Source organism: Hohaiivirga grylli, from assembly GCF_039655745.1.
In the GTDB taxonomy this organism is placed as follows: domain Bacteria; phylum Pseudomonadota; class Alphaproteobacteria; order Rhizobiales; family Beijerinckiaceae; genus Hohaiivirga; species Hohaiivirga grylli.
The window spans coordinates 127,204-149,526 of the sequence record NZ_JBBYXI010000004.1 but is presented as its reverse complement, the minus strand read 5'-3'; the positions used below and the strand labels follow the sequence as shown (position 1 = coordinate 149,526).

At 48.9% G+C, this 22,323-nt stretch carries 18 protein-coding genes; 5 read left to right on the top strand and 13 right to left on the bottom strand.

Annotated elements, in window-relative coordinates:
• Positions 1–274 precede the first annotated feature (274 nt).
• Complete coding sequence (locus tag WJT86_RS11395) at positions 275–1,093, top strand: DUF4167 domain-containing protein (RefSeq protein WP_346337701.1); 819 nt, start codon at positions 275–277, stop codon at positions 1,091–1,093.
• Between the two features lie 59 nt (positions 1,094–1,152).
• Here the strand turns inward: WJT86_RS11395 and WJT86_RS11390 are convergent, their stop codons facing one another.
• From WJT86_RS11390 to WJT86_RS11345, 10 genes are all read right to left on the bottom strand, one after another.
• Entirely contained in the window at positions 1,153–2,298 is a 1,146-nt protein-coding gene (locus tag WJT86_RS11390) for an MFS transporter (RefSeq protein WP_346337700.1), read from the bottom strand.
• On the bottom strand, positions 2,299–2,487 hold the full coding sequence (gene ccoS, locus WJT86_RS11385) for a cbb3-type cytochrome oxidase assembly protein CcoS (protein ID WP_346337699.1): 189 nt from the start codon (positions 2,485–2,487) through the stop codon (positions 2,299–2,301).
• Positions 2,484–4,742 (bottom strand): heavy metal translocating P-type ATPase, encoded by a 2,259-nt coding sequence (locus WJT86_RS11380; protein ID WP_346337698.1) that lies wholly within the window; start codon positions 4,740–4,742, stop codon positions 2,484–2,486. Before WJT86_RS11380 ends, ccoS begins: the two co-directional genes overlap by 4 nt.
• 7 nt (positions 4,743–4,749) lie before the next feature.
• Positions 4,750–5,253: a FixH family protein gene (locus WJT86_RS11375; RefSeq protein WP_346337697.1), complete on the bottom strand. Its 504-nt coding sequence runs from the start codon at positions 5,251–5,253 to the stop codon at positions 4,750–4,752.
• Between the two features lie 119 nt (positions 5,254–5,372).
• Positions 5,373–6,845: a cytochrome c oxidase accessory protein CcoG gene (gene ccoG / locus WJT86_RS11370; RefSeq protein WP_346337696.1), complete on the bottom strand. Its 1,473-nt coding sequence runs from the start codon at positions 6,843–6,845 to the stop codon at positions 5,373–5,375.
• Positions 6,846–7,051: 206 nt separating this feature from the next.
• The gene (ccoP, locus tag WJT86_RS11365; protein WP_346337695.1) at positions 7,052–7,981 is read right to left on the bottom strand and encodes a cytochrome-c oxidase, cbb3-type subunit III; all 930 of its coding nucleotides are present in this window, start codon (positions 7,979–7,981) and stop codon (positions 7,052–7,054) included.
• A gap of 2 nt (positions 7,982–7,983) precedes the next feature.
• Complete coding sequence (locus WJT86_RS11360) at positions 7,984–8,139, bottom strand: cbb3-type cytochrome c oxidase subunit 3 (protein ID WP_346337694.1); 156 nt, start codon at positions 8,137–8,139, stop codon at positions 7,984–7,986.
• A 10-nt stretch (positions 8,140–8,149) separates the two neighbouring features.
• The gene (gene ccoO / locus WJT86_RS11355; protein ID WP_346337693.1) at positions 8,150–8,893 is read right to left on the bottom strand and encodes a cytochrome-c oxidase, cbb3-type subunit II; all 744 of its coding nucleotides are present in this window, start codon (positions 8,891–8,893) and stop codon (positions 8,150–8,152) included.
• A gap of 12 nt (positions 8,894–8,905) precedes the next feature.
• Complete coding sequence (ccoN, locus tag WJT86_RS11350; protein WP_346337761.1) at positions 8,906–10,534, bottom strand: cytochrome-c oxidase, cbb3-type subunit I; 1,629 nt, start codon at positions 10,532–10,534, stop codon at positions 8,906–8,908.
• Positions 10,535–10,785: 251 nt separating this feature from the next.
• Positions 10,786–11,550, bottom strand: a complete 765-nt coding sequence (locus WJT86_RS11345; RefSeq protein WP_346337692.1) for a helix-turn-helix domain-containing protein — start codon at positions 11,548–11,550, stop codon at positions 10,786–10,788.
• Positions 11,551–11,882: 332 nt separating this feature from the next.
• On the opposite strand from WJT86_RS11345, the gene hemN reads away from it, so the two are divergent.
• Positions 11,883–13,232, top strand: a complete 1,350-nt coding sequence (gene hemN, locus WJT86_RS11340) for an oxygen-independent coproporphyrinogen III oxidase (RefSeq protein WP_346337691.1) — start codon at positions 11,883–11,885, stop codon at positions 13,230–13,232.
• A 37-nt stretch (positions 13,233–13,269) separates the two neighbouring features.
• Here the strand turns inward: hemN and WJT86_RS11335 are convergent, their stop codons facing one another.
• Positions 13,270–15,462, bottom strand: coding sequence for a glycoside hydrolase family 3 N-terminal domain-containing protein (locus WJT86_RS11335; RefSeq protein ID WP_346337690.1), 2,193 nt, complete (start codon positions 15,460–15,462; stop codon positions 13,270–13,272).
• Between the two features lie 364 nt (positions 15,463–15,826).
• Between WJT86_RS11335 and WJT86_RS11330 the strand changes: the two genes are divergently transcribed.
• A complete protein-coding gene (locus tag WJT86_RS11330) occupies positions 15,827–17,140 on the top strand; it encodes an ATP-binding protein (protein WP_346337689.1) in 1,314 nt (437 codons plus the stop codon).
• A 31-nt stretch (positions 17,141–17,171) separates the two neighbouring features.
• Here WJT86_RS11330 and WJT86_RS11325 read toward each other — a convergent pair whose 3' ends face one another.
• On the bottom strand, positions 17,172–17,531 hold the full coding sequence (locus tag WJT86_RS11325) for a hypothetical protein (protein WP_346337688.1): 360 nt from the start codon (positions 17,529–17,531) through the stop codon (positions 17,172–17,174).
• 106 nt (positions 17,532–17,637) lie between these two features.
• Positions 17,638–19,035, bottom strand: coding sequence for an MATE family efflux transporter (locus WJT86_RS11320; RefSeq protein WP_346337687.1), 1,398 nt, complete (start codon positions 19,033–19,035; stop codon positions 17,638–17,640).
• A 268-nt stretch (positions 19,036–19,303) separates the two neighbouring features.
• Between WJT86_RS11320 and WJT86_RS11315 the strand changes: the two genes are divergently transcribed.
• Both WJT86_RS11315 and WJT86_RS11310 read left to right on the top strand, forming a co-directional pair.
• Positions 19,304–21,748 (top strand): DUF3772 domain-containing protein, encoded by a 2,445-nt coding sequence (locus WJT86_RS11315; protein WP_346337686.1) that lies wholly within the window; start codon positions 19,304–19,306, stop codon positions 21,746–21,748.
• A gap of 85 nt (positions 21,749–21,833) precedes the next feature.
• A complete protein-coding gene (locus WJT86_RS11310) occupies positions 21,834–22,322 on the top strand; it encodes a CAP domain-containing protein (RefSeq protein WP_346337684.1) in 489 nt (162 codons plus the stop codon).
• Position 22,323: the final 1 nt, after the last annotated feature.

Genomic DNA, 22,323 nt, shown 5'->3' with positions numbered 1-22,323 from the left:
GGGCATTTTAATAACCCGACACAGACAATAAAACCCAAAAGTTTAAGGAACATCCGGCAGACCGGCAAGCAGATACGCAAGACTCATGAAACGAGGGTTCATAAGACCATCGTGCATTTCAACCGCATCTCGCCTTAAATGTTTTCATATCGGAATTTTCGTATGTTCAGTGAAATTCCGAAGCTTAAAAGAAGATAACGGGTCTTAAAATTATTGGGGTTCATGTGGTGCTGAAACATTACCCCCGCGTCACTAGAAACAGCGAAAGTCGTAGATGAGCATGAGATTAGGACAAAACAGACGGATGCGTGGCCGCAGTCGCAACAATAGCAAGGGCCCGAACCCTCTGACACGCAGCTATGAGTCAAACGGCCCAGATGTCAAAATCCGTGGCACCGCTCAGCATATTGCAGAAAAATACTCCCAGCTTTCCCGGGATGCTCAGGCTGCAGGTGACCCTATTGCTGCTGAAAACTACTTACAGCACGCAGAACATTATTTCCGTATTATTGCCGCTTCTCAGGAGCAGATGCGCCAGCAGTATGGTCAGTATCAGCGCAGCTCTGATGACGAGCATGAAGAAGGCGATGGCGAATCCGAGGAAAATGGGCACTACAACCCAGAAACCGATGAGCAGCCAACAATAGATGGCTCCGACTTCGTTCCTTCACAATCTGCTAATTACGAAAATCATGATTCCCGCCGTGACCAGCAACGCCCACAGCGTCGCAGCCGTTATGGCCGCATTGATCGTAACCGCACCAGCAATTCTGACCATCAACGTTATGATCAGGAAGGCATCGGAGAAGGAAATTCTGAGGGCGCCCCATCACGTAATCGCTATGGCCGTCAGGAGTTCAACGAAGAGCGTCCGGTCCGCCGTCGGACACCGCGCACCGAAGGAGTGGAAGAGAACAATGAAGCTCAGTCTTCACTGCCAGCATTCCTGACAAACCCAGTCCGTCAGTCTGCCAAAGCTGAAGAGCCTGAAATGAGCTTCAGTGAACCACCTGAGAATGATGAAGAGGCCAAGCCTGTTCGCCGTCGTCGTCGGGTTGTTCGCAGCGTCGAAACGGATGCGGGAGCAGAATAAATCCCTGCTCAAGATATTTTTACATGAAGGGCCCCCTCAAGGGGCCCTTTTTCTTTTATCTAAAGAGCAATCCAGCCCGCAGCAATGGCACCCGCAATAGCACCGGCAAGCAATAGGGCATCATGAATAGCAAGCTGTAATGAAGATGGCGTCCCTGCATCATAGAGAAGCAAGGTTGCTGCAACGATAGACAGAGACCATCCAAATCCCAGAAAAATCAGAGACGAACTGAAGACAAGCGTTGTCTGTCCAATCATGAACAAGACAACAGCCAGGATCAGGCATGATAAACCGACAAACGCAATTTTCCAGGCAGAGATGTTTTGTGGCAAACGCGGGACTAAAAGAGCCGGCATATACATTGCCAGAACGTGCCAGCCAATAGCTCCTGTTACCTCTGTACCGTTAATACCGCACCCAATCATCGCGATAGGCGTTGCACCCATCAGTGCCGTCATTAAAAACCATGACGTAGCTCCAACAATTGTCGGAATAAGCAATCCGCTCCATGCCATATTCGCTTGTCTGACAGCGGCAATCACCCGTCGCCCGGGTAACGCGATTGCCAATGCTAAAGCACCGACATGAGCGAGCGCAGCCAAAATGGCTGACCCAACAAAGACACTTGGTGACCATTGCTCTGCATAAACGGCAAGAGTTGGTGCAACAAGCCCTACAACAGCACCGGCACCAAAAAGTATTGAAACGGCATTACGCCGTCCTGACATCCCCAGACCAGCGGCAGCATGGCGATAGAAAAGGCCAAACCCATTGGCAATGCCAAGCCAGAATGCCCCAAGAACAACAGCCTGAAACTGTGCATGCATCAGCCCCCAGGCCAGCACAAGTCCACCTGCAATACCAAGACTGGCACCCAGACCAAAAGCTGCACGACGTCCAAAGCCATCCAGCAGGAACGAGGCAGGAAAACTGGCAACCATGGCGCCAACAAAGAAGGATGCGAAGGGTAATGTGACCAGCCCGGAACTTGGCGCATATAATCCACCAATTAATGGTAACATACCCAGAGTAATAATCTGAGAAAGAACGGAAAAAGCAAACCCTGCAGCAAGCAGGAAGATATTTGCTGTTCTGCGGCCACTGTCATCTTCAGGAGCTTCGATGCCATCACATAAACACGACAAACGCCCCGGCCGGGAACGGCTGGTTTGCATTTGTCTGCCTATCTGTGCCTGATTACTCATTCACTTGTCCTGAGATTGATCCTGTTTATGCGGTCTTTCCTCTGGAGGAAGATCGTCATCATTCAGAATGCGAACGGCTGCTCCCTCAAGATCATCATACTGACCTGATTTTAAAGACCAGAGGAAAGCCCCCAAAGCCCCAAGGCCAATAAACAGAGCCATTGGCAAGAGATAAACCAGAACGTTCATACAGAGCTCTCCAGAGGGCCATTGATCAGGGTTTCTTTTACGGTTCCTGCTTCCTGAGCTTTAGTGCCAACCCCGACCTGTCGTCTCACCCTTAACCCGTTCAGGGTTACAACCAGAGAAGAACCCGACATGGCAAGAGCCGCAACCAGGGGGGTAACATGCCCAAGAAAAGCCAGTGGAACAGCAACAAGGTTATAGAGAAGAGCAAAGCCAAGGTTCTGACGCATCAAACTCCGCGCCTTACGTGCTGTTGCCAGAGCCTGAAAAACAGGCATCAGCCTATCGCCAAGGAAAACGGCATCGGCATGAACCTGAGCCAGATTGGAGGCTGAGATAGGTGACAGGGAAACACTGGCAGCCGCAAGAGCCGGAGCATCATTCAGGCCATCGCCGACCATCAGAACCGAAGCACCCTTTGTCTGCAATTCTTCAATAGCCCTAATCTTGTCAGCAGGCTTCATGCTCCCATGCCAATCTGCTACCCCAAGCTTATCAGCGATTGAACGAACAGCCTCTGGCCGATCACCCGACATAATACGGATATCATGAATACCAAATTTCCGCAGAGCCTGAAGCGTTGCGACAGCATCAGGCCGCAAGGCCTGATGAATAGCAAGAAGCGCCCTCTGAGCCCCATAGGCAATAGCAACAATCGATATACTCTCATCCTTGAGCAACGCGTGCGTATCAGCTTCTGAGAAACCACAGAAACCATAACTGCCAAGGCGGGCTTCCTGGCCATTTACAATAGCCCGTACCCCCTCACCCGCAATTTCTTCAACCTGATCGTAAGGCTGACATTCTTTAGCCTCCGTTGCTACAGCGGCAGAAAGTGGGTGATGACTTGAGATAGCTAAACGAGCTGCAATTTCCAGAAGATCAGCAGGAATATCATTACGATTGGCAACCTGTAATTCCGGTAGGGTCAATGTGCCGGTTTTGTCAAAGACAACCGTGTCAACTTTTGCCAGACGCTCAATCGCGTCACCTGCATTCAGTAGTAACCCGGCCCGAAACATATTGCCCGATGCAACAACCTGCACAACAGGAACGGCTAATGCCAGCGCACAAGGGCATGTGATGATCAAAACGGCAACAGCAGTCAGAATAGCGTCATGGAATGACGCACCAAGCATCAACCAGATGCAGAGTGTTATCAGGGCTGTTGTATGAATAACCGGCGCATAGGCAGACCCAACCCGATCGGCAAGCTGGATGTAGCGCGATTTACTGCTGGATGCTTTTTCAAGCAGACGCTCGATTTCATCGAGCAGGGTATCTTCACCGATAGCTGTCGCCTGTACTGTGATAGCGCCGCCATAGTTTGAGCTACCCGCATAAACCGTTGCACCTGTCTCAATGTTTCGTGGCAGGGTCTCACCAGTAACCATGCTCTCGTCAATCTGTGAGGTGCCTTGGACAACCAGACCATCAACAGGCACACGCTCACCCGAACGAACAAGAATCTTATCATTTGGCTGCAGAGCGCCAACCGGCACAAGAACTGCCTGCCCATTTTCATCAAGGCGATATGCTGTTTCTGATTTCAAAGCAGCAAGATTACCCGCGACAGCTCTGGTTTTACGCCGCATGGCCTGTTCAAGCGTCCGCCCGCAGAGCAGAAAGAACAGAAGCATCACGCCTGAGTCAAAATAAGCGTTCTGGGCATGGTTTAATGTCTCATAAACGGACATAACCATGGCAAGAATGATAGCAACAACAATCGGAACATCCATATTGAGGCGGCGCTCACGAAGGGCTGCGAATGCACTTCTAAAAAATGGCTGCCCGGCATAACCAATTGTCGGCAAAGCAATTAATGCAGAAATCCAGTGAAACATATCACGGGTTTCAATGCTCATCTCTGAGGCGTTTCCGGCCCATACCGAAATGGACAGCAGCATGATGTTCATTGAAGCAAAGCCAGCAATGCCAAGACATCTCAGCAACCATTTTTCCTTGCGGGCTTCCGCTTCTTCTTCAGAGCGAACAATATGCGGATAGGCGCGATATCCCAGATCTTTCAGTGTCGTCAGAAAGATTGCAGGATCAAGCTGGTCAGCCTTCCAGGCGACCTTCACACGGTGATTTGTATAATTCAGACGTGCATCCAGAACGCCGTCGATACGTTCCAGCCCACCTTCTATTTCATGGATTGCATCCGGACCAGTAATGCCATCAACGGCAAGCTCAACAAAGACAGCCCCATCTTCCCGATGTTGGACAAACAACGAGAGGTCTATCATCTCAGCCATAATGGCCTCACTGCAACTTGATGGAATTACGTGAGCGGAATTTAACTTCACCATTCTGGTTCAGCGTCAGCTGCAGATACCAGTTACCGCTTTCCGCTTCAAACTGCCCCGTAAAGGTTCCCGGTGACACTTCTGTCATCTTTACAGGTGCATCCTTGCCTGCATCAGACGGATGGGTCAGATACAAAACGGCATTCAGACCTGTCAGTGCAGCATCATCTTTTGTACGGGCCGTCACGGTTACATTGTGTTTTGTACCGGCACTTTCACCCATAATGATATCAACATTCCATTGTCTTTCGGTCTGTTCCCGTGCAGCGACAACATCCTGCTGATAGGCAACACCGCGTTCATAGGCGTTTTTCACATCCAGTCCGCGTAATGTTGTTGTGGCAGTGTACACCATATAGGCATTAACGGCCCCAACAATGGCAAAAGCTCCGACAAAGATTGTCAAAACATGCCAGCCATTCAGTTTAAAGCCGCCTGTATTCTCTGGTGCAGACATCATAAGGTTCCCATATCTTCCAGAGAGTTTCTCTCTTCCGGAAATCACAATGCAAAGTACTGGCTTATGCCCCCATCGGAGAAAATGATCCCCCGATGGAGTGACTATACATTGTCTATCTTCTAACGGCGACGGGCATCGAAGAAGTGATCACTCACTTTTGCGTTATTACGCGCGTCTTCTGTATCAATAATCGTGAAGACAATTGCCTTGCGCTCAGGAACATCATCAGAAACCGTTACAAGCACACGCGCTTCCAGTGTCTGATCCGGACCAACCGTAATTTCCGGCACACCACTTTCCGAACTCTGATGGCGGTTCACCAGCTGGACTGTAGCATGGTCAATACCATCGACATTCAATGTGAAGGTTCGTGGTGTATGAAGCTTGTTACCAATACGGATTGTATAGGCATTACGGATAGAGCCATTTCCAAGACGAACAGCTAGCGGATTTCTGTCATGCAGAACACTGAATGTCTGAGCAGAACGGTTCAGCAGTGAATACATCATGACACCGGCAACGGCACAGATCAGCGCAACATACATCAGCGTACGCAGACGAATGACACGTGGCTTGATTGGCTCTTTGCCCTGCTCACGGAGCTTGACGTTCAGGTCCGTATCATAGGTGATCAGGTTCGGCGCTCTACCAAGCTTGGCCATCACATTATTACAGGCATCGATACACAGACCGCACTGGATACAGCCAAGCTGCGAACCTTCACGAATATCAACACCTGTGGGGCAGACGGCAACACACTGGTCACAATCAACACAATCACCGGCAGGCAGGCCCTGCAGACGCAAGGCATCATTTTTCTTGGCATGGCCGCGTGGCTCACCACGATCACGCTCGTACGTGACGTTAAGCGCATACTCATCCGTCAAGGCTGCCTGAATACGTGGCCATGGACACATGTAGATGCAAACCTGCTCACGCAGAAAACCTGCAAGTGCATATGTCGTAAATGTTAGGATGGCGATCCAGATATAAGCCATCCAGGGCGCTTCACCTGTCGCCAGTTGCCAGACAAGTGTAGGAGCATCTGCGAAATACAGAACCCATGCACCACCTGTCCACCAGGCAATCATGATCCAGATCCAGTGCTTAAGGATTAGAAGCGAGAAGGCTTCAAGCTTACGGCCTTCTTTTTTGCGTCGGTCACGGGCTCTCTTCTCACCTTCAACCCAACGCTCAACCGCATAAAATAAATCTGTCCAGACGGTTTGCGGACAAAAATAACCACACCAGACACGGCCTGCCACGGCATTCATCAAGAACAGCATAAGTGCGGCAAGAACCAGAAGCCCCGTAAAATAGAAAACTTCCTGCGGCCAGATTTCAATTCCGAAAAAGTAAAACCGTTCATGCGCAAGATCAAGGAGAACAGCCTGTGTGGGCGCATCTGGCCCACGGTACCATCTGACAAAGGGAAGAAAATAGTAGACACCAAGCGCAACGATCAGAATAGCCCATTTGATCGTCCGAAAGCGGCCCTTCACAGCCTGAGGATAGATTTTCTTACGGTCCTCATATAATGGCGGCTCAACAGCCTGGTTTGGTTCGGAGCCCATCATAGAAGCATCAGCCATCGGTTCCCCTGCCTCCCGGTATCAATTTGGTCAGACGATGATGCGTTAAGAAAACACCGTGATCTGGCCTTATAAAAATTTTTCACCCTACAGGTATTAGGCATACCTGTTCCCTACTGCTCAAGTGCACCTATTTTAGAAAAATTACAAGAAAAAAAGCCGCAATTGGCTAGCAATTGCGGCTTCCTCATCAGATTGTGATCGCTTTAGTTCTTGGGAAGAACAGCGCCACCAAAATTGACAACATAGACTGCAAGTGCCTTGATTGTTGTATCATCAAGACGGCCTTCCCATGTCGGCATCACATTACCCTGACCATTGGTAACGGCACGAATGATCTGTTCTCTGTCAGAGCTGTAAAGCCAGATCTTCGGCTGCTTCTTACCGTCGACAACACGTGGGAAGAGGTTTGGAGTTCCAAGCTCTTTCATACCCATGCCATTGTCACCATGACAAACTGTACAGTTTTCCTCGAAAACAACTTTACCAGCATCAAGGTCAGCTTTTGCATCAACCGGCAGATCGTTCTGTGCACGGATGTAATCCGTAACATTGGCAATCTGTGTTGGATCAAGCAGGCCATCGCGCCCGAAAGCCGTCATGACACCTGAATGCGTTTCAGGGCTTGTTGAGCGAACACCAACCTTGATGGTCGTATAGATCTCTTCAGGTGTACCACCCCAGAGCCATTCGTCATCGTTCAGGTTTGGATAGCTGAATGAACCCTGTGCACCCGAGCCATGGCAGGGAGCACAGTTATCTGCAAACGCAGCCTTACCCATCGCTACAGCAAAGTTGTAAAGCTCAGGGTCTTTTTCGTTATTGGCAATGACTTCATCAACGGAAGCCGCCGCCAGCTTTTGAGTCATTGGCCCGCGGAGCGTCTTCAGCCCCTGAAGCTCTTCTTCCACAGCTGAACGGGAGTGCCAGTTGAAAGCGCCAACCGTATAGCTCTGAACCAACGGCCATGATGGGTAGACCACCCAATAGCCAATGGACCAAATAATCGTTGCATAGAACATATACAGCCACCACTTTGGCAGCGGCGTATTCAGTTCTTCAATGCCATCCCAGGAATGACCGGTCTTGGTCATTCCGGTCACGGCATCAACCTGTTTCTCTTCGTGGTGAGCCATGATCAGTCCTCCCGAAGCGGCATACGAGCCGCGGCATCGAATTTGTTCTTACTTGAGGGCAACAGGGCGTATACAAGCACGCACAGAAACCCGACTAGGAACATGACCAGCCCGCCAATCTGCGAGAACGAGGCCACAGAAGCATAAGTCTCAGGCATCGTCCCCTCCTTAGCGAATGTTGGCCTTGTTGTCGTACAGTTTGAAATCGACCAGAGTGCCAAGCATCTGCAGATAAGCAATCAATGCATCGCCTTCTGTGATATGACCGCTAGGCGTTGTTGTGCCTGTATATTTACGGGCAATAGCCTTTGGATAACGGGCAACCATCTCGTCAATTCCCGGATCATCAAGCGATGCCTGAGCTACGAGATCGGCTTCAGCCTTCGCAATCATTTCATCCGTATACGGCACACCTTCAATCTGCTGAACCTTCATATCGGCATCGATATATCTGTAATCCAGCGGTGTTGTGAAGAGGAACGGATAACCCGGCATAATCGAGGTCGGGACAACCTGACGTGGGTTTTTCAGATGGTCAACATGCCACTCGTCTGAATACTTGCCACCAACACGGGCAAGATCAGGGCCAGTACGCTTGGAGCCCCACTGGAAGGGACGATCGTACTTGCTTTCAGCGGCAAGTGAGTAGTGACCGTAACGCTCAACTTCGTCACGCAGGGAGCGGATCATCTGGCTGTGGCACAGATAACAACCTTCACGGACATAGATGTTGCGACCGGCAAGCTCAAGCGGTGTATAAGGCCGCATGCCATCGACAGTTTCGATTGTGCTCTTCAGATAGAAGAGCGGAACAATCTGGACGAGACCACCGATCGATATCACGATAAGGATACCGATCAGCAGAACAATCGAGTTGGTCTCGAAGATTTTATGGCGGTTCCAGAGGGACATATTCTGTTTCCTTTACTGGGCAGCCGCAGGAGCGGGTTCGAGAGCAGCGGATGATTCTTCTTCAGGAGAAGCAATCGTCTTATAGATGTTCCAAGCCATGATAAGAGCACCAACAAGGAACAGGACACCGCCGTATGCACGGATAAGAAGGAGAATGTGCTGTCTCTCAACGACTTCGATGAAGGAATATTCAAGGAAGCCAAGCGCATTATAAGCACGCCACATCAGACCTTCCATAATACCGGAAACCCACATCGCGCTGATGTAGAGAACGATACCAACCGTGGAAATCCAGAAATGCCAGCTGACGAGCTTGAGAGAATACAGTTCCTTACGGTTCCACAGCCACGGAACGAGGCAGTAGAGCGCACCGAAGGAAACATAAGCAACCCAACCCAGAGCACCTGAGTGAACGTGGCCGATACCCCAGTTGGTATAATGGCTCAGTGAGTTCACAACTTTGATGGACATCAGCGGGCCTTCGAATGTGGACATACCGTAGAAAGCCACGGAAACAACCATCAGACGCAGAACCGGATCAGTACGCAGCTTGTCCCAAGCACCCGAAAGGGTCATCAGACCGTTGATCATACCACCCCAGGACGGCATCCAGAGCATGACGGAGAAGGTCATACCAAGTGTCTGCGCCCAATCCGGCAGAGCCGTATAGTGCAGGTGGTGAGGACCAGCCCAGATGTACATGAAGATCAGAGCCCAGAAGTGAATGATTGACAGACGATAACTGTAAACCGGACGTTCTGCGCGCTTTGGAATGAAGTAATACATAATGCCAAGGAAGCCAGCTGTCAGGAAGAAGCCGACGGCATTATGACCATACCACCACTGGAACATCGCATCCTGAACACCAGACCACAGGATGTAGGACTTTGGTGAGAAGATGGAAACCGGAATAGTGATGTTATTGCCGATATGAAGCATGGCAATTGTTACGATGAAGGCCAGATAGAACCAGTTCGCAACATAGATATGTGCTTCTTTACGGCGCCAGATCGTACCGAGGTAGACGAGCAGATAAACCACCCAGACAACCGTCAGCCAAAGATCAGAATACCACTCTGGCTCAGCATATTCTTTACTCTGTGTGATACCGAGCAGATAGCCTGTACCAGCAATAACGATAAAGAAGTTAAAGCCAAGAATGACAAACCAAGGCGCGATATAACCAGCCAGGCGGGCACGACATGTACGCTGAACAACATAGAAAGATGTTGCCAGCAGGACGTTACCACCAAATGCAAAGATAACGGCTGATGTATGAAGAGGACGCAGACGTCCAAAACTGATCCATGGCAGATCAAAGTTCAATGCCGGATAAGCCATCTGAAAAGCGATAATCACGCCGACCAGAAAGCCTGCAACTCCCCAGACAACCGCTGCAATAGTCGCAAATTTGACTGGCCCCATATTATAATTCGGCTTGTCACCGATCATAAGGGAAGGCAGAGCTGCCTCGCGGTTATAGTAGTTATTGATAATGAGAAAAACGCTTGCAATAGCGCCTGCTGCAAAAAGAAAGGCATGGAATGCATAAGCTGTCGACCAGGCCTTTGCAGCAATCACAACGCAAAGCAGTGCGAAGGCTGCAAAAACGATAGCTGAACCAGCTTCCCCTACCGACATTCTCTTTACAGGCAAAGATGTTGAACTTGCCATGAACCCGATTCCTCCTCGGCAAGCGCTCCCACCTTTTCACAAAAGATGGACCACGCTGATTAAGGCATATTGTCGCGATAACCTACTCAAGCATTGACGCAAATCAAGACCAAAAGGTTATTACTATTGAACCTTGGACAAATAATTTGAATTTTTCTAATCTTTTAAATGAGTTAGATTGGCCACAAAAAAGACAAAATCTTTTATGTGGACCTTCCTTAAGCGGCTAATGTCTCTAATTTTTCCATTTTCAGGAAACGAATCCCGTCCGGGACAATCAAAATGACCTTGTCTTTGGCCAGTTTGGTCAGTGTCCGGCTAACGGTTTCAATCGTCAGACCTAAAAAGTCTGCAATATCCTGACGGCTCATAGGCAGCCGAAGGGTGGGAGAATGATACCCAATTCGATAAAGCCGATCCCGCAAACCAATCAGGAACGCGGCAATACGCTCTTCGGCAGAGCGGCGTCCCAGCAGAACCATCTGTTCGCGAGCAAGCGTCAATTCATAGGTTGCTGCTTCATGGAGCCGTTTCAGCAGTGCGGGCGTCTGGTCGACATAAGCTTCGAACAGCTTGCGCGGGAACCGACAAGCAACCGCACTTGTAACAGCATCAGCCGAGAAACTGTAAGTTGGCTCGAATGCCAGCCCAAGAAAATCCCCCGGCAATGCAAAACCGACAATCTGGCGCCGACCATCTGGCAGTAATTTATAAAGGCGAACCATACCTTCTGTCAGATTGAAAACAGCATCGGCTTCTTCATCCTGAGAAAACAGACTTGTCTTCGCATTATAGCCAACAGAATGCCCAAGATTACGGAACGTCTTGATTTCCTGTTCGTTAAGAACATTACAAACGCTGAGTGGTCTGATTTTACATCCATCACAAAGGCATCCGGATGGGTCGAGAACACACCCCCCGCAGTTTGGATCACCAAAGGCCGGCTCAACTGGATCTTTGAATTTCTTGGGTTGCAGCAACATGATCTTTTCGGCACTCCCCACGCCTTATGATTATGTCATGTTCAGTTCGCTTGATAAAGTGCAAACTGAGATCGTTCAATTTGCCATTTCCCGAGCGATCAATGTTCTCACATTGGAGGTTGGTCGAAATAAGCTACCTTTTTGATTGACAAAATTACATTAAGGGAGCGTATGACCATGAAAGAACGATACAAGCTTCTAGCAGATTTCGACAAATTGTCGCAACCTCTATTAGCCATATTTGACAGACAAACTGATAATATTTTTTAATCAGGACTTCTATTACCGAGAAGTTGTATAAAGGGGAGCCGCCTCTTAAAGGTGGGATATGCATGACACCAGATGCTATAGCTCGTTATGATCTGCGCGTACCAAGGTACACCAGCTATCCGACAGCCCCCCACTTTACACCTGAAGTCAATGCAGGGACTTATGCGGGCTGGCTTTCTGCACTTCCTGAAACAACAACGGTCTCACTGTACGTTCACATTCCTTTCTGTGCAGAGCTCTGTCTTTATTGCGGGTGTCATACAACCGTTGCCAGAACCTACAACCCTATTGCCAGCTATGTAGAGTATCTGCTGCAAGAAATTGCGCTTATTAAAAAGCAGCTCAGCAAACGGCTGAATATTTCCCATATTCACTGGGGTGGCGGCACACCAACAATTGTCTTATCTGATGACATGGCTCGCATCATGCAAGCATTGGCTGATACTTTTAATTTTAAAGATGAGGCTGAAATTGCCATCGAGATTGATCCCAGAACTGTCACACGGGATCAGGTTGAGGCCCTGGCTAAGGCTGGGTTTAACCGTGCAAGCCTCGGCGTGCAGGACTTTAACCCACAGGTCCAGAAAACGATTAATCGCATTCAGTCCTTTGAAGAAACCCAACAGGTTGTTACATGGCTGCGCGAGTTTAACATTTCTGGAATCAATCTTGATCTCATGTACGGCCTGCCTCATCAAACCGTTGAAGGCGTTATCAGCTCAGTCAGAAAAGCACTGGAGCTTGAACCGGATCGTTTAGCACTCTTTGGCTATGCCCATGTTCCGTGGATGAAGAAGCATCAAAATCTCATCCCTGAAAGTAGCCTTCCAGGTGCAACTGACCGTGTCAGCCAGATGCAGGCCGCAGAAGAAACCATTACCAAAGGCGGCTATGTCACTGTTGGCATCGACCATTACGCCAAACCGACAGACCCAATGGCTGTCCAGCAGAAAGAAGGAAAACTGCACCGCAACTTCCAAGGCTATACAACCGATACGGCAACAGCGCTCATTGGCTTCGGGACATCTGCCATTGGCTTCCTGCCTCAGGGGTATGTCCAGAATGCCTCTTCAACCGTTGTTTATCGAGATGCCATTAAAGAGGGCAATCTCGCAACCGCACGTGGCATCGCCATATCTCAGGATGACATACAAAGACGTTCAATCATAGAACGTCTGATGTGTGATTTTGAGATTGATATCGATGCCTTCACAAAAGCAAACGGACTACCTGCAAACAGCTATGACGATGAGCTGGAACGCCTTCATCCACTTGTTACTGATGGCATTGTTGTCATGGATGGCAGATATATTCAGGTCACGGCTGGTGCCCGCCCTCTTGTCCGTCTTGTCTGCGCCGTCTTCGACCGTTACTTCCAAAGTAAGCAGGGGCAATACTCCAAAGCCCTATAATAAAACAGGCTGAATCCTGTCAGCCTGTCACTTTTATTTATTGAAACCGGGCTCCAAAAATGGAGCCTTTTTCAATTGAGAACTCAGCACTCAGGCGCGCATCTGAATTTCCGCCAACCCAAAGCTGATAACCTCCAGGGGAAACCTGATAAGCAACCTCTGTCTGCCCCTCCTTATAAAAACTCAGGTTCTGGAGAGGAATCTCAAACTGCACGGTTTTTGCCTCTCCGGCAGCAAGTGATACCTTACTGAAAGCTTTCAATTCACGAACCGGGCGGGACTCCTCGTCAAACGGCTTACGAACATAAACCTGAACTATTTCCTCCCCTGATCGGTCACCCGTATTCTGGACCAGGACAGAAAGCTTGAGGCTATCCTGCTCAACATTCAGATGCTCTGCCTTTTCAATTTTCAGATCACTGTAATTAAAGGATGTGTAAGTCAGCCCCCAGCCGAACGGATACAATGGCAGATAGGATTCATCGTAATAACCATAGGTGAAACGGTTATCATCAAGATGCGGACGGCCACTTGGCAAATGATTATAATACACGGGCACCTGTCCAACTGCACGAGGATAAGTCAAAGGCAGCTTTCCAACAGGGGCCTTATCACCAAACAGGACGTCAGCAACTGCGTTGCCTCCTTCCGTTCCCGGATACCATGTCATGAGAATAGCACCGAGCTTCTCCTGATAACGGGTAATGTCCAGTGGTCTCCCAGCCATTATAACAAGAACAACAGGTTTATCGGTCTTCAGGAGGCCATCGAGCAGGTTCTCCTGTTCTCCAGATAATCCAAAATGTACTTTGGATGCCGCTTCCCCTGAAGCATCCCGCGGTTCACCAAGTACGGCAATAATCACATCAGTTGTTTTTGCTGTCGCAACAGCGTCTTCAATTTTCAGTTCATCAGTACAGAAGATATCGCAGCCCGCCTGATACGAGACCTTTACGCCAGATTGGCTTGCCCTTTTCTCAATACCTTTCAGATAAGAAACAGCATCCTCACATCCACCTCGTGCCGCATGAGGCCCCAACTGTTCACAAGGCCTATCGGCCAGCGGGCCAATAACAGAAATGGATTTCACATCTTGAGAAATGGGGAGCAGATCACTGCTATTTTTGAGAAGAACAAAACTCTTTACTGCAGCTTCACGTGCAAGCCCGCGGGAGGCATCCGTCGGAAAAACCGTATCAACTCTTTCCGCGGGTGTATGGGGAGCCTCAAACAGACCAAAGCGATATTTCGTCAGCAAAACACGACGAACGGCTTGATTAAGGGTTTCTTCAGAAACCAGTCCCAGCTGAATAGCCTTGTAAAGGTTCCGCTTATAGAGCTTGCTCATCATATCCATATCGACACCGGCATTGATTGCTATCGCGGTGGCGATCAGTTCATTAGCGGCAATACCATGCGCCATAAGCTCCTGAACAGCACCCCAGTCTGATGTTACAAATCCATCAAATTTCCATTGATCACGCAGCAGGTCACTCAGCAAAAAGCGATTAGCCGTTGAGGGCTTGCCATTGAGAGCATTGAATGCACTCATAACTGAACCCGCACCAGCACGAACACCCGCATGATAAGGTGGTAGATAGAAATTATAGAGCTCTGATTGCGGGATCAGCGTCTCGGCATATTCACGCCCGCCAGCAGGTGCACCATAGCCTGCAAAATGTTTAACTGTTGCAACAAGTCCTCCGGCCTGAATTCCCTCAACACGGGCAGCCGTCAGCAGGGATCCAAGATACGGGTCTTCACCGAAGCCTTCAATAATGCGTCCCCAACGCGGGTCACGTGAGAGATCTGCCATAGGAGCATAAGTCCAGTTGACGCCCACATAACGGGCCTCTTCTGCCATTGCCTTGGCAACGCGGCGCGATAAATCCGGATCGAATGCAGCAGCTTCCCCTAGAGGTGTTGGGAACTGCGTTCTGAACCCATGGACAACATCCAGACCAATCAACAGCGGAATAGCCAAACGGGTTTTCGCTGTCATCTCCTGAGCCTTGGCAATATCCTGCGCATTGTTGAAATTGATCAGAGCCCCTGCTGTTCCATTACGAACGGCTTCCCAATCCATTAAGGGACCATTGGAAATCAGGACAAGTTGCCCAATCTTTTCATCAAGGCTCATCTTTGAAATGAGTGCATTGACCTTGCCTTCAAGAACCTTGCATTCAGGCGTTAGACCAGAGCTATCCTGATTGCAGTTTATACGTGGCATTATGCCACTATCAGCTAAGGCCATCTGTCCGGTGAGAACAAAAAAAAGCCCAATTATCAAAATATTACGGGCGAAATGAAGCAATTCGTTTCTCATTTATTTATCTACACTCATTACAAAGGCGGATATACAAGCTTGAAGAGAAAATGGCATTTTCTACAAGTGTATAAATTCCATCAGGCATTTTAGCATAACTTTTTTGCCTGATCTTTGAAATTGAGTCTCAAGATAGTCACTCTGGATCACTCCTTTAATGTTTTCTACCAAGACCAGTTACTCGCAGAACCTTTTGCTTTTAAAAGCCTGCTTACCCCTCATACTTGGGGCACTCACGATTTTTATTCTTTTGTCACAAAAAGCAGATGTGACAGCTGTATTAATCTGCGCCATCAGTGCTATCATCTGCTCCGCCCTACTTCTGAAACGTGACGGTTTGAAAACACCCTACGCAAGCGAAGCACAGAGCCGAAGCAACACAGTAGCCCAAATACAGAAGACTATTCCTGAAGCACCAGCTGTTCTCAATGAAAACCAAGCTGACAAGCAGGAAGATATTATTTTGTCTGCGCGGGAAGCTTACCGTAAACGGCAAATGCAATATGAGCAGATGATTGAAGTCATCAATAACCTCACAGGCGCGATAACACATGATATGAATCTGCGGCTCAATACCATTGAGACCAGCCTCAGTGAGGTTATCAATCAGCTCAATGATCAGCCCCCCCTAAAACGCAAACTTAAAACTGCTCAGTCTGCCTTATATAAAGCTGAGAATCTGATGGCGAAGCTGGCCTCCTTCTCCAGTCAGAGAGAGTGGCAATCCCACCATGTGGACATCAATGAACAGCTTACGGTTATTGCTGATCTGATCCGCAGGTCTCTGCTGAGTGAGGCAATCAAGCTGGATATACAAACCGGTCAGGATTTATGGCCTGTGGAGCTTGATCCAGACCAGCTGCAAATGTCCCTCATCAATATTGCGATTAATTCCCGTGAAGCAATGCCAAGAGGCGGCACCATCACCATGATTGCTGAGAATGCATTACTCAGGGATGAAGCGCTTAAGCTTTACGGAGATTTTGTCACCATCACAGTAAAAGATACCGGAGCAGGTATTTCCTCAGAAACTTTGGAAAAGGTTTTCCGTCCGTTCTTTACAACGATGGAGTTGAGAAAAGGCGTTGGCATAGGCCTTAATCAGGTCAAAACATTTGCCATGCGCGTTAATGGTGATGTGACTATTGAAAGCATTCCGGGCGCTGGAACAAGTGTCACTCTTTATCTGCCGAGAGCCTCTCATGAAGCAGAGAGCCAGGAGCTTGTACACTCAGATATAACCAATGACTCCTCGATACTGATTGTTACCGAAGAGAGCTCTTCTGAAATTCTGGAACTTCAGAAGAAAATTGAGCATATTGGTTATTCTGTTATTTTTGCCCATACACCGGAAGAGGCTCTGGATATTATCAATCAGAACCACCCATCTGTTATCATGACAGACCCAACGATGCGTGGCACACTTGATGGTATAACTCTTGGAAGGCAGTTAAGACACCGCAACCCGGAAGCAAAAATCATCATGCTGACTGAGAGTATCATGACCGATATAGATTTTCCGGTTCTGCATCTTCCAGTACAGACAGAGCAGCTTCAAACGCTTCTGAATCCCATGCAATAAAAAAGCAGAGCATCAGCTCTGCTTTAAAAACTTACCCAACTATTGGGCGGGGGAAGTTGGCCTGTCCACCTAAGACAAGAGAAACTTCACCAACGGCCTTGGCGGATGGCTTTGAAACCAGCCACTCTTGTGAGCCATGGGAATGGAAAGCCTCTGATGGTTTCAGACGACGGGCTGTTCCGTCACTGGAAATCTCATCAATAACAACAAATCCGAAAATTGTCAGACGCACAGCCATGCGCTTGGTTGCATAATCATTTGCGGAAACAGGCAAGCTTCCTGCAGCATAGACAGCATCCATGAAACATTTCTGATCTTTGTAATGCGAGCCAGCGGCCTGACCATTCCGAAAACGAACAACGCTCGCCGAACTACCGGAAGCAAGTCCCATACCATCATCCCTTCTTGCAGATTCGCCCCAGCGCGAATCACGAGAAAAGAATGCCAGCAGGTTATTAAGAACAACCTAATAAAGACCACAGATTAATTTTCATGGATCACCTGACCCATCGGTTGATCTGGTTACGTTTGCTCCAACGCCATACAACAGCAAAGGCGACAAGTGTCAGGCCTGTCACAAAACCAATCCAGATTCCCTGCCCGCGTAAAGGCGTATTAAAGGCAAGCGTAATGCCAAGGGGAAGTCCGATGACGCAATAACCAATTCCGGCCAGGATCATTGGAATACGGACATCACGCAGTCCACGAAGCATCCCCACCCCAACAGCCTGTACGCCGTCGCTCAACTGGAAGACTGCCGAATAGAACAGGAAGCCCGTTGCAAGAGCAACAACAGCTGCATTCTTTGGATCACTCAGATCAAGATAGAATGATACCAGAAGCTCTGGCATTAAAATCATAACTGTTGCCGTACACAGCGCGAACCCAAGAGCCATTGTCATTGCTGCCCGTCCTGCCAGGGTCACGCCATGGGAGTTACCCGCACCATTGGCAAGCCCGACACGAATAGCAACCGCCTGCCCCAGACCAACAGGAACCATAAAGCATAGCCCTGATATCTGAATTGCAATTGTATGGGCTGCAAGCTCATTGGTACCGAGCACGCCCATCATCAACGCTGAGAATGTGAACGCGACAACTTCAAACACCATATGTAAGCCTGCGGGCAGCCCAAGACGCCAGATGGCAAAAAACTTTGGCCAGTCTGGACGCCAGAACCGTCCCAACAAGCGATATCTGCGGAATTTCTTTGCCCGTAGAACCACAACCAGCATGCCAATCGCCATATAGATGCTGGCAAAGAGAGTTGCATAACCAGCTCCCGGCAATCCAAGTGCCGGCATTCCAAAGTTGCCGAACATCAAGGCCCAAGCGACAAGAAAATTGATAGGCAATGCTGTCAGGCAGATAAACAATGCCCAGGCAGGTCTTTCAAGAGTCGCAACGAATGAGCGAACCAAAGCATAAACCAGCGTTGGGAAATACGCCCATTGCAGAACATGCATATAGTGCCCAGCCTCTGCAGCAAGCTCTGGCTTTTGGCCAATATAAATTAGAATCTCTTCTGCATGCCACAGTACAATCCAGACCGGAACACTCAGGCAGGCTGCCGCCCAGAGCCCCTGCCGAAAAATGCGGCGCACTTCCCGCACATCATTGCGCTTGCGCCCAAGCGTATTGGCAATGATTGGTGAGGTAACAGTGACGACACCCACACCAAAGATAAAGAAACCGAAATACAGATTTGTTGCCAATGCACCTGCCGCAAGGGCTTCCGCCCCCAAGCGACCTGTCAGCATAACGTCAATAACCGTCAATGCCGTTTGAGACAGATTGGTCATAATCATTGGCCAGCTCAATAAGAGCATTGCCAGAAGTTCCTTGCGGAAACCAGACCAATCAAAACCTGTATTTTCTCGCTGTTGCGCGAACATAACTTTACCTAAAAATTAAACATCACAGAGAATGGGCCGTCCATCCTCTATTGGGGAGCCGATACGCAGCTGAGTTGAGTGAAAAGCAGTAAATTTATAAATTATTCTGCTCACGGATGCCATTAATGCGGCATTATTGATATTTCTTCAACTTTTGATTTCTAAAAAGAAAAGAAAAGCGCAAGGTGTCAGATATTCCATCTGACTATTTTTTTGCCGCATTCATGCTGAAAGACATTCAGCATATTATATTCTCAGGGAGTTAGCAGTGTCCTATTTGCGTCGGTTCTGGCTCTGTTCGTTTCTCATTTTATCCCTTATAGGCTTAACACCCAACGCTTTCGGTGCCGGGGTAGAAACATCTGCAACAACAATCGCTCCGACGGTTGATGCCAAAACGATTCGCAGCTCCTTTGAGAAATATAAAGCTACTCTCGACACTATTGAGAAGGCTTTGACGAATGATACACTCTCAGACAGTCAGATGCAGAACGCCCGGGAGCAGATATCTCCCATCGTTGATGACATTCAGCTTTCTCTCACAACCATTACACCACGCATCACCACAACAAAGGCGCGCCTTGATCAGCTCGGGCCTAAACCTAAAGATGCAACAACCGAAGAAAGTCCGGAGGTTGCCAATGAGCGTACTGAAAAGGAAACTTTATTTGCTGATCTTACAGAAACCCAGCGTCTGGGTAATGTAACACTCGTTCAGGCAACGCAGCTTCTGACAGAACTCAGCGATAAAAGAAGAGCCCTTTTCCAAAAACAGATTTTTCAGAAAAGTAACAGCATCGTTAGCCCTGATCTCTGGATAAATGTCCTTTCCTACATCCCGGAAGAAATCACGACCACAAAGGCTGTGCTTTCAAGCTGGTTGTATGAGCTGAAGAGCAATGCTTCTCTGGCAACCACATTACTCTTCTGCTTTGCCGCTTCTATCTGGCTTCTTCTGTTTGCCGCCCGTCCTTTATTTGCCGGTAAGCTGATTAAGCGCGACCCGGCTGTTGAGGGTCTAACCCACCAAAGGAAAATTCTGGCAGCTATTGCCGTTGTTCTGTTCAGGACAGTTCCTGCCGCCATTGGGGCGATTGCAATCTACAGCGCCGTACAGCACACCACATGGGTTCCGGATAGATTAAGCATAGTTGTTGCGACTGTGTTGATCTCTATCGTTAGCTTCGCCTTTGTAAATGCCCTTTCTAATGCTGTTCTATCACCAAAAAACCGCCCGTGGCGGCTGGTTTCAATGGCAGACAGCACTGCCGCCCGGTTACGGCATTATATTCTGCTTATCGCTGCAGTGTTCATTATTGGCAAAATCGCAGATTCATTTTATCAGGCGTTTGAAGTTGCTCTTCCCATCTCGGTCGCCAGCAAGGGGGTATTCTCCATTGCGGTCGCTGTTCTGCTGATGATGCTGCTTTTGCATTTTGCCATTGCCGGCAGGATCAACGAGGAAAGCCTTGCCGCCTACTCAGCCGCGGAAATGGAAATAGGCGGGCCGCTGCGCATGATTGGCTGGCTGTTGATTATCAGCATCATTGGCACAGCATTATTTGGCTATATTGCGCTCAGTTCATTTCTCGTGGATCAGGCGGTCTGGCTCGCGGTTCTTTTCACCGTTTTGCGGATGTTCTTGTCATTCATCAATGAACATATGAATGCTCATACGGCAACGAGCGGTAAATTCTCTCTCTTCTTACAAGCCAATACAGGGCTCACAAAATCTTCACTGGAGCAGCTGGCCGTTATCCTCAACGGTCTGTTGCGCGTCAGTCTGATTATTATAGCCGCAACACTGGCGCTGGCTCCATGGGGCATTGAATCTCTCGATTACACCGCCCTTGCCCGTTCTGCCTTCTTCGGTTTTCAGGTTGGCGAAATGACCATTTCAATCTCGTTGATTGTGATGGCAATCGGTCTGTTTGTGCTCGGCATCATCATTACCCGCCTGATCCAGCGCTGGCTTGATACGACCTATCTCCCGGCAACCAAACTTGATGCCGGACTCCGAAATTCAATTAAAACGGGCGTTGGTTATATCGGCTTTATCATCGCCGCTTTTGCAACCTTGAGTTACGCCGGTATCAGCCTCAGCAATATTACAATTGTTGCCGGTGCCCTCTCAGTTGGTGTCGGTTTTGGTTTACAGTCCATCGTCAATAATTTCGTCTCCGGCCTCATCCTTCTCTGGGAAAGACCGATCAGGGTGGGTGACCTTGTTGTGGTCGGTGATGGTGAAGGAAATGTCCGGCGTATAAATGTCCGCTCGACCGAGATTGTTACTTCAGACAGAACAACGATTATCGTTCCAAACTCCAATCTGATTTCAGGTGTTGTCCGCAACCGTGTCCGTGGAGACAGAATGAATCGGATTGTGATTGCCATTCCGGTTGATCGGACAATTGACCCTGATCTGCTCGCAACAATTGTAAAAAAATGTGCGCTCGACAATCGTGATGTTGCCAGCTCGCCGCCACCAAATGTCCTTTTCAAGAAGATCGCAGAATCTAATCTTTATTTTGAGCTGGTCTGTTTTGTGGAAGAAATCGAGATTACCTCACGGGTCTCCAGTGAGCTGCATTTTGCTATTTTCAGGGCCTTACGTGAGGCCGGAATTATCACCAGTGCATCACCAACACAGATACAGCTTCAAGGTCTCGAGCCTGTTGCGGATTCTATCAATAACCTTGCAGGGCAACGGTAACGAATCTTTCACACGATACGGGTAACATGCAGGCGAATGATGAATTAGCGGCCTTTGTGGTTCGCCTGCGTGAGATAATGCCCAAATGAGAAAACTGATTGTTACCTGTGCACTGGCAGGCCTGGCCCTGACATTGGCCGCCTGCGATAATGATGCCAAGAAATCACGCCCAAGCTTTTATGTGTCTTTAGCTTCAGCTTCAGCACAGATTGACAGCAAAATGGCAAGCAACATGATTTCGGCTTACCGCCGCAACCATGGCCTCGGCCCACTGGTACTTGATCCGGCATTACAGGCTGCGGCAGAACAAGAAGCCCGTGCTATGGCTGGTAGTGACAAGCCGACATCGGCAGATACTATCAAACAGCGCCTTGCACGTAGTGGTACGGCTAAAGCAGAAGTCAACACATCTGCCGGCTATCATACACTCGCCGAGGCCTTCTCCGGATGGCGTGACAGTCCTCAGCACAACCGCGTGATGCTGAACGCCAGTATGAAGCGGATGGGTATTGCAACGGCTTATGCACCCGGTTCAAAATATAAAGTCTACTGGGTACTGATTGAAGCCCCATAAT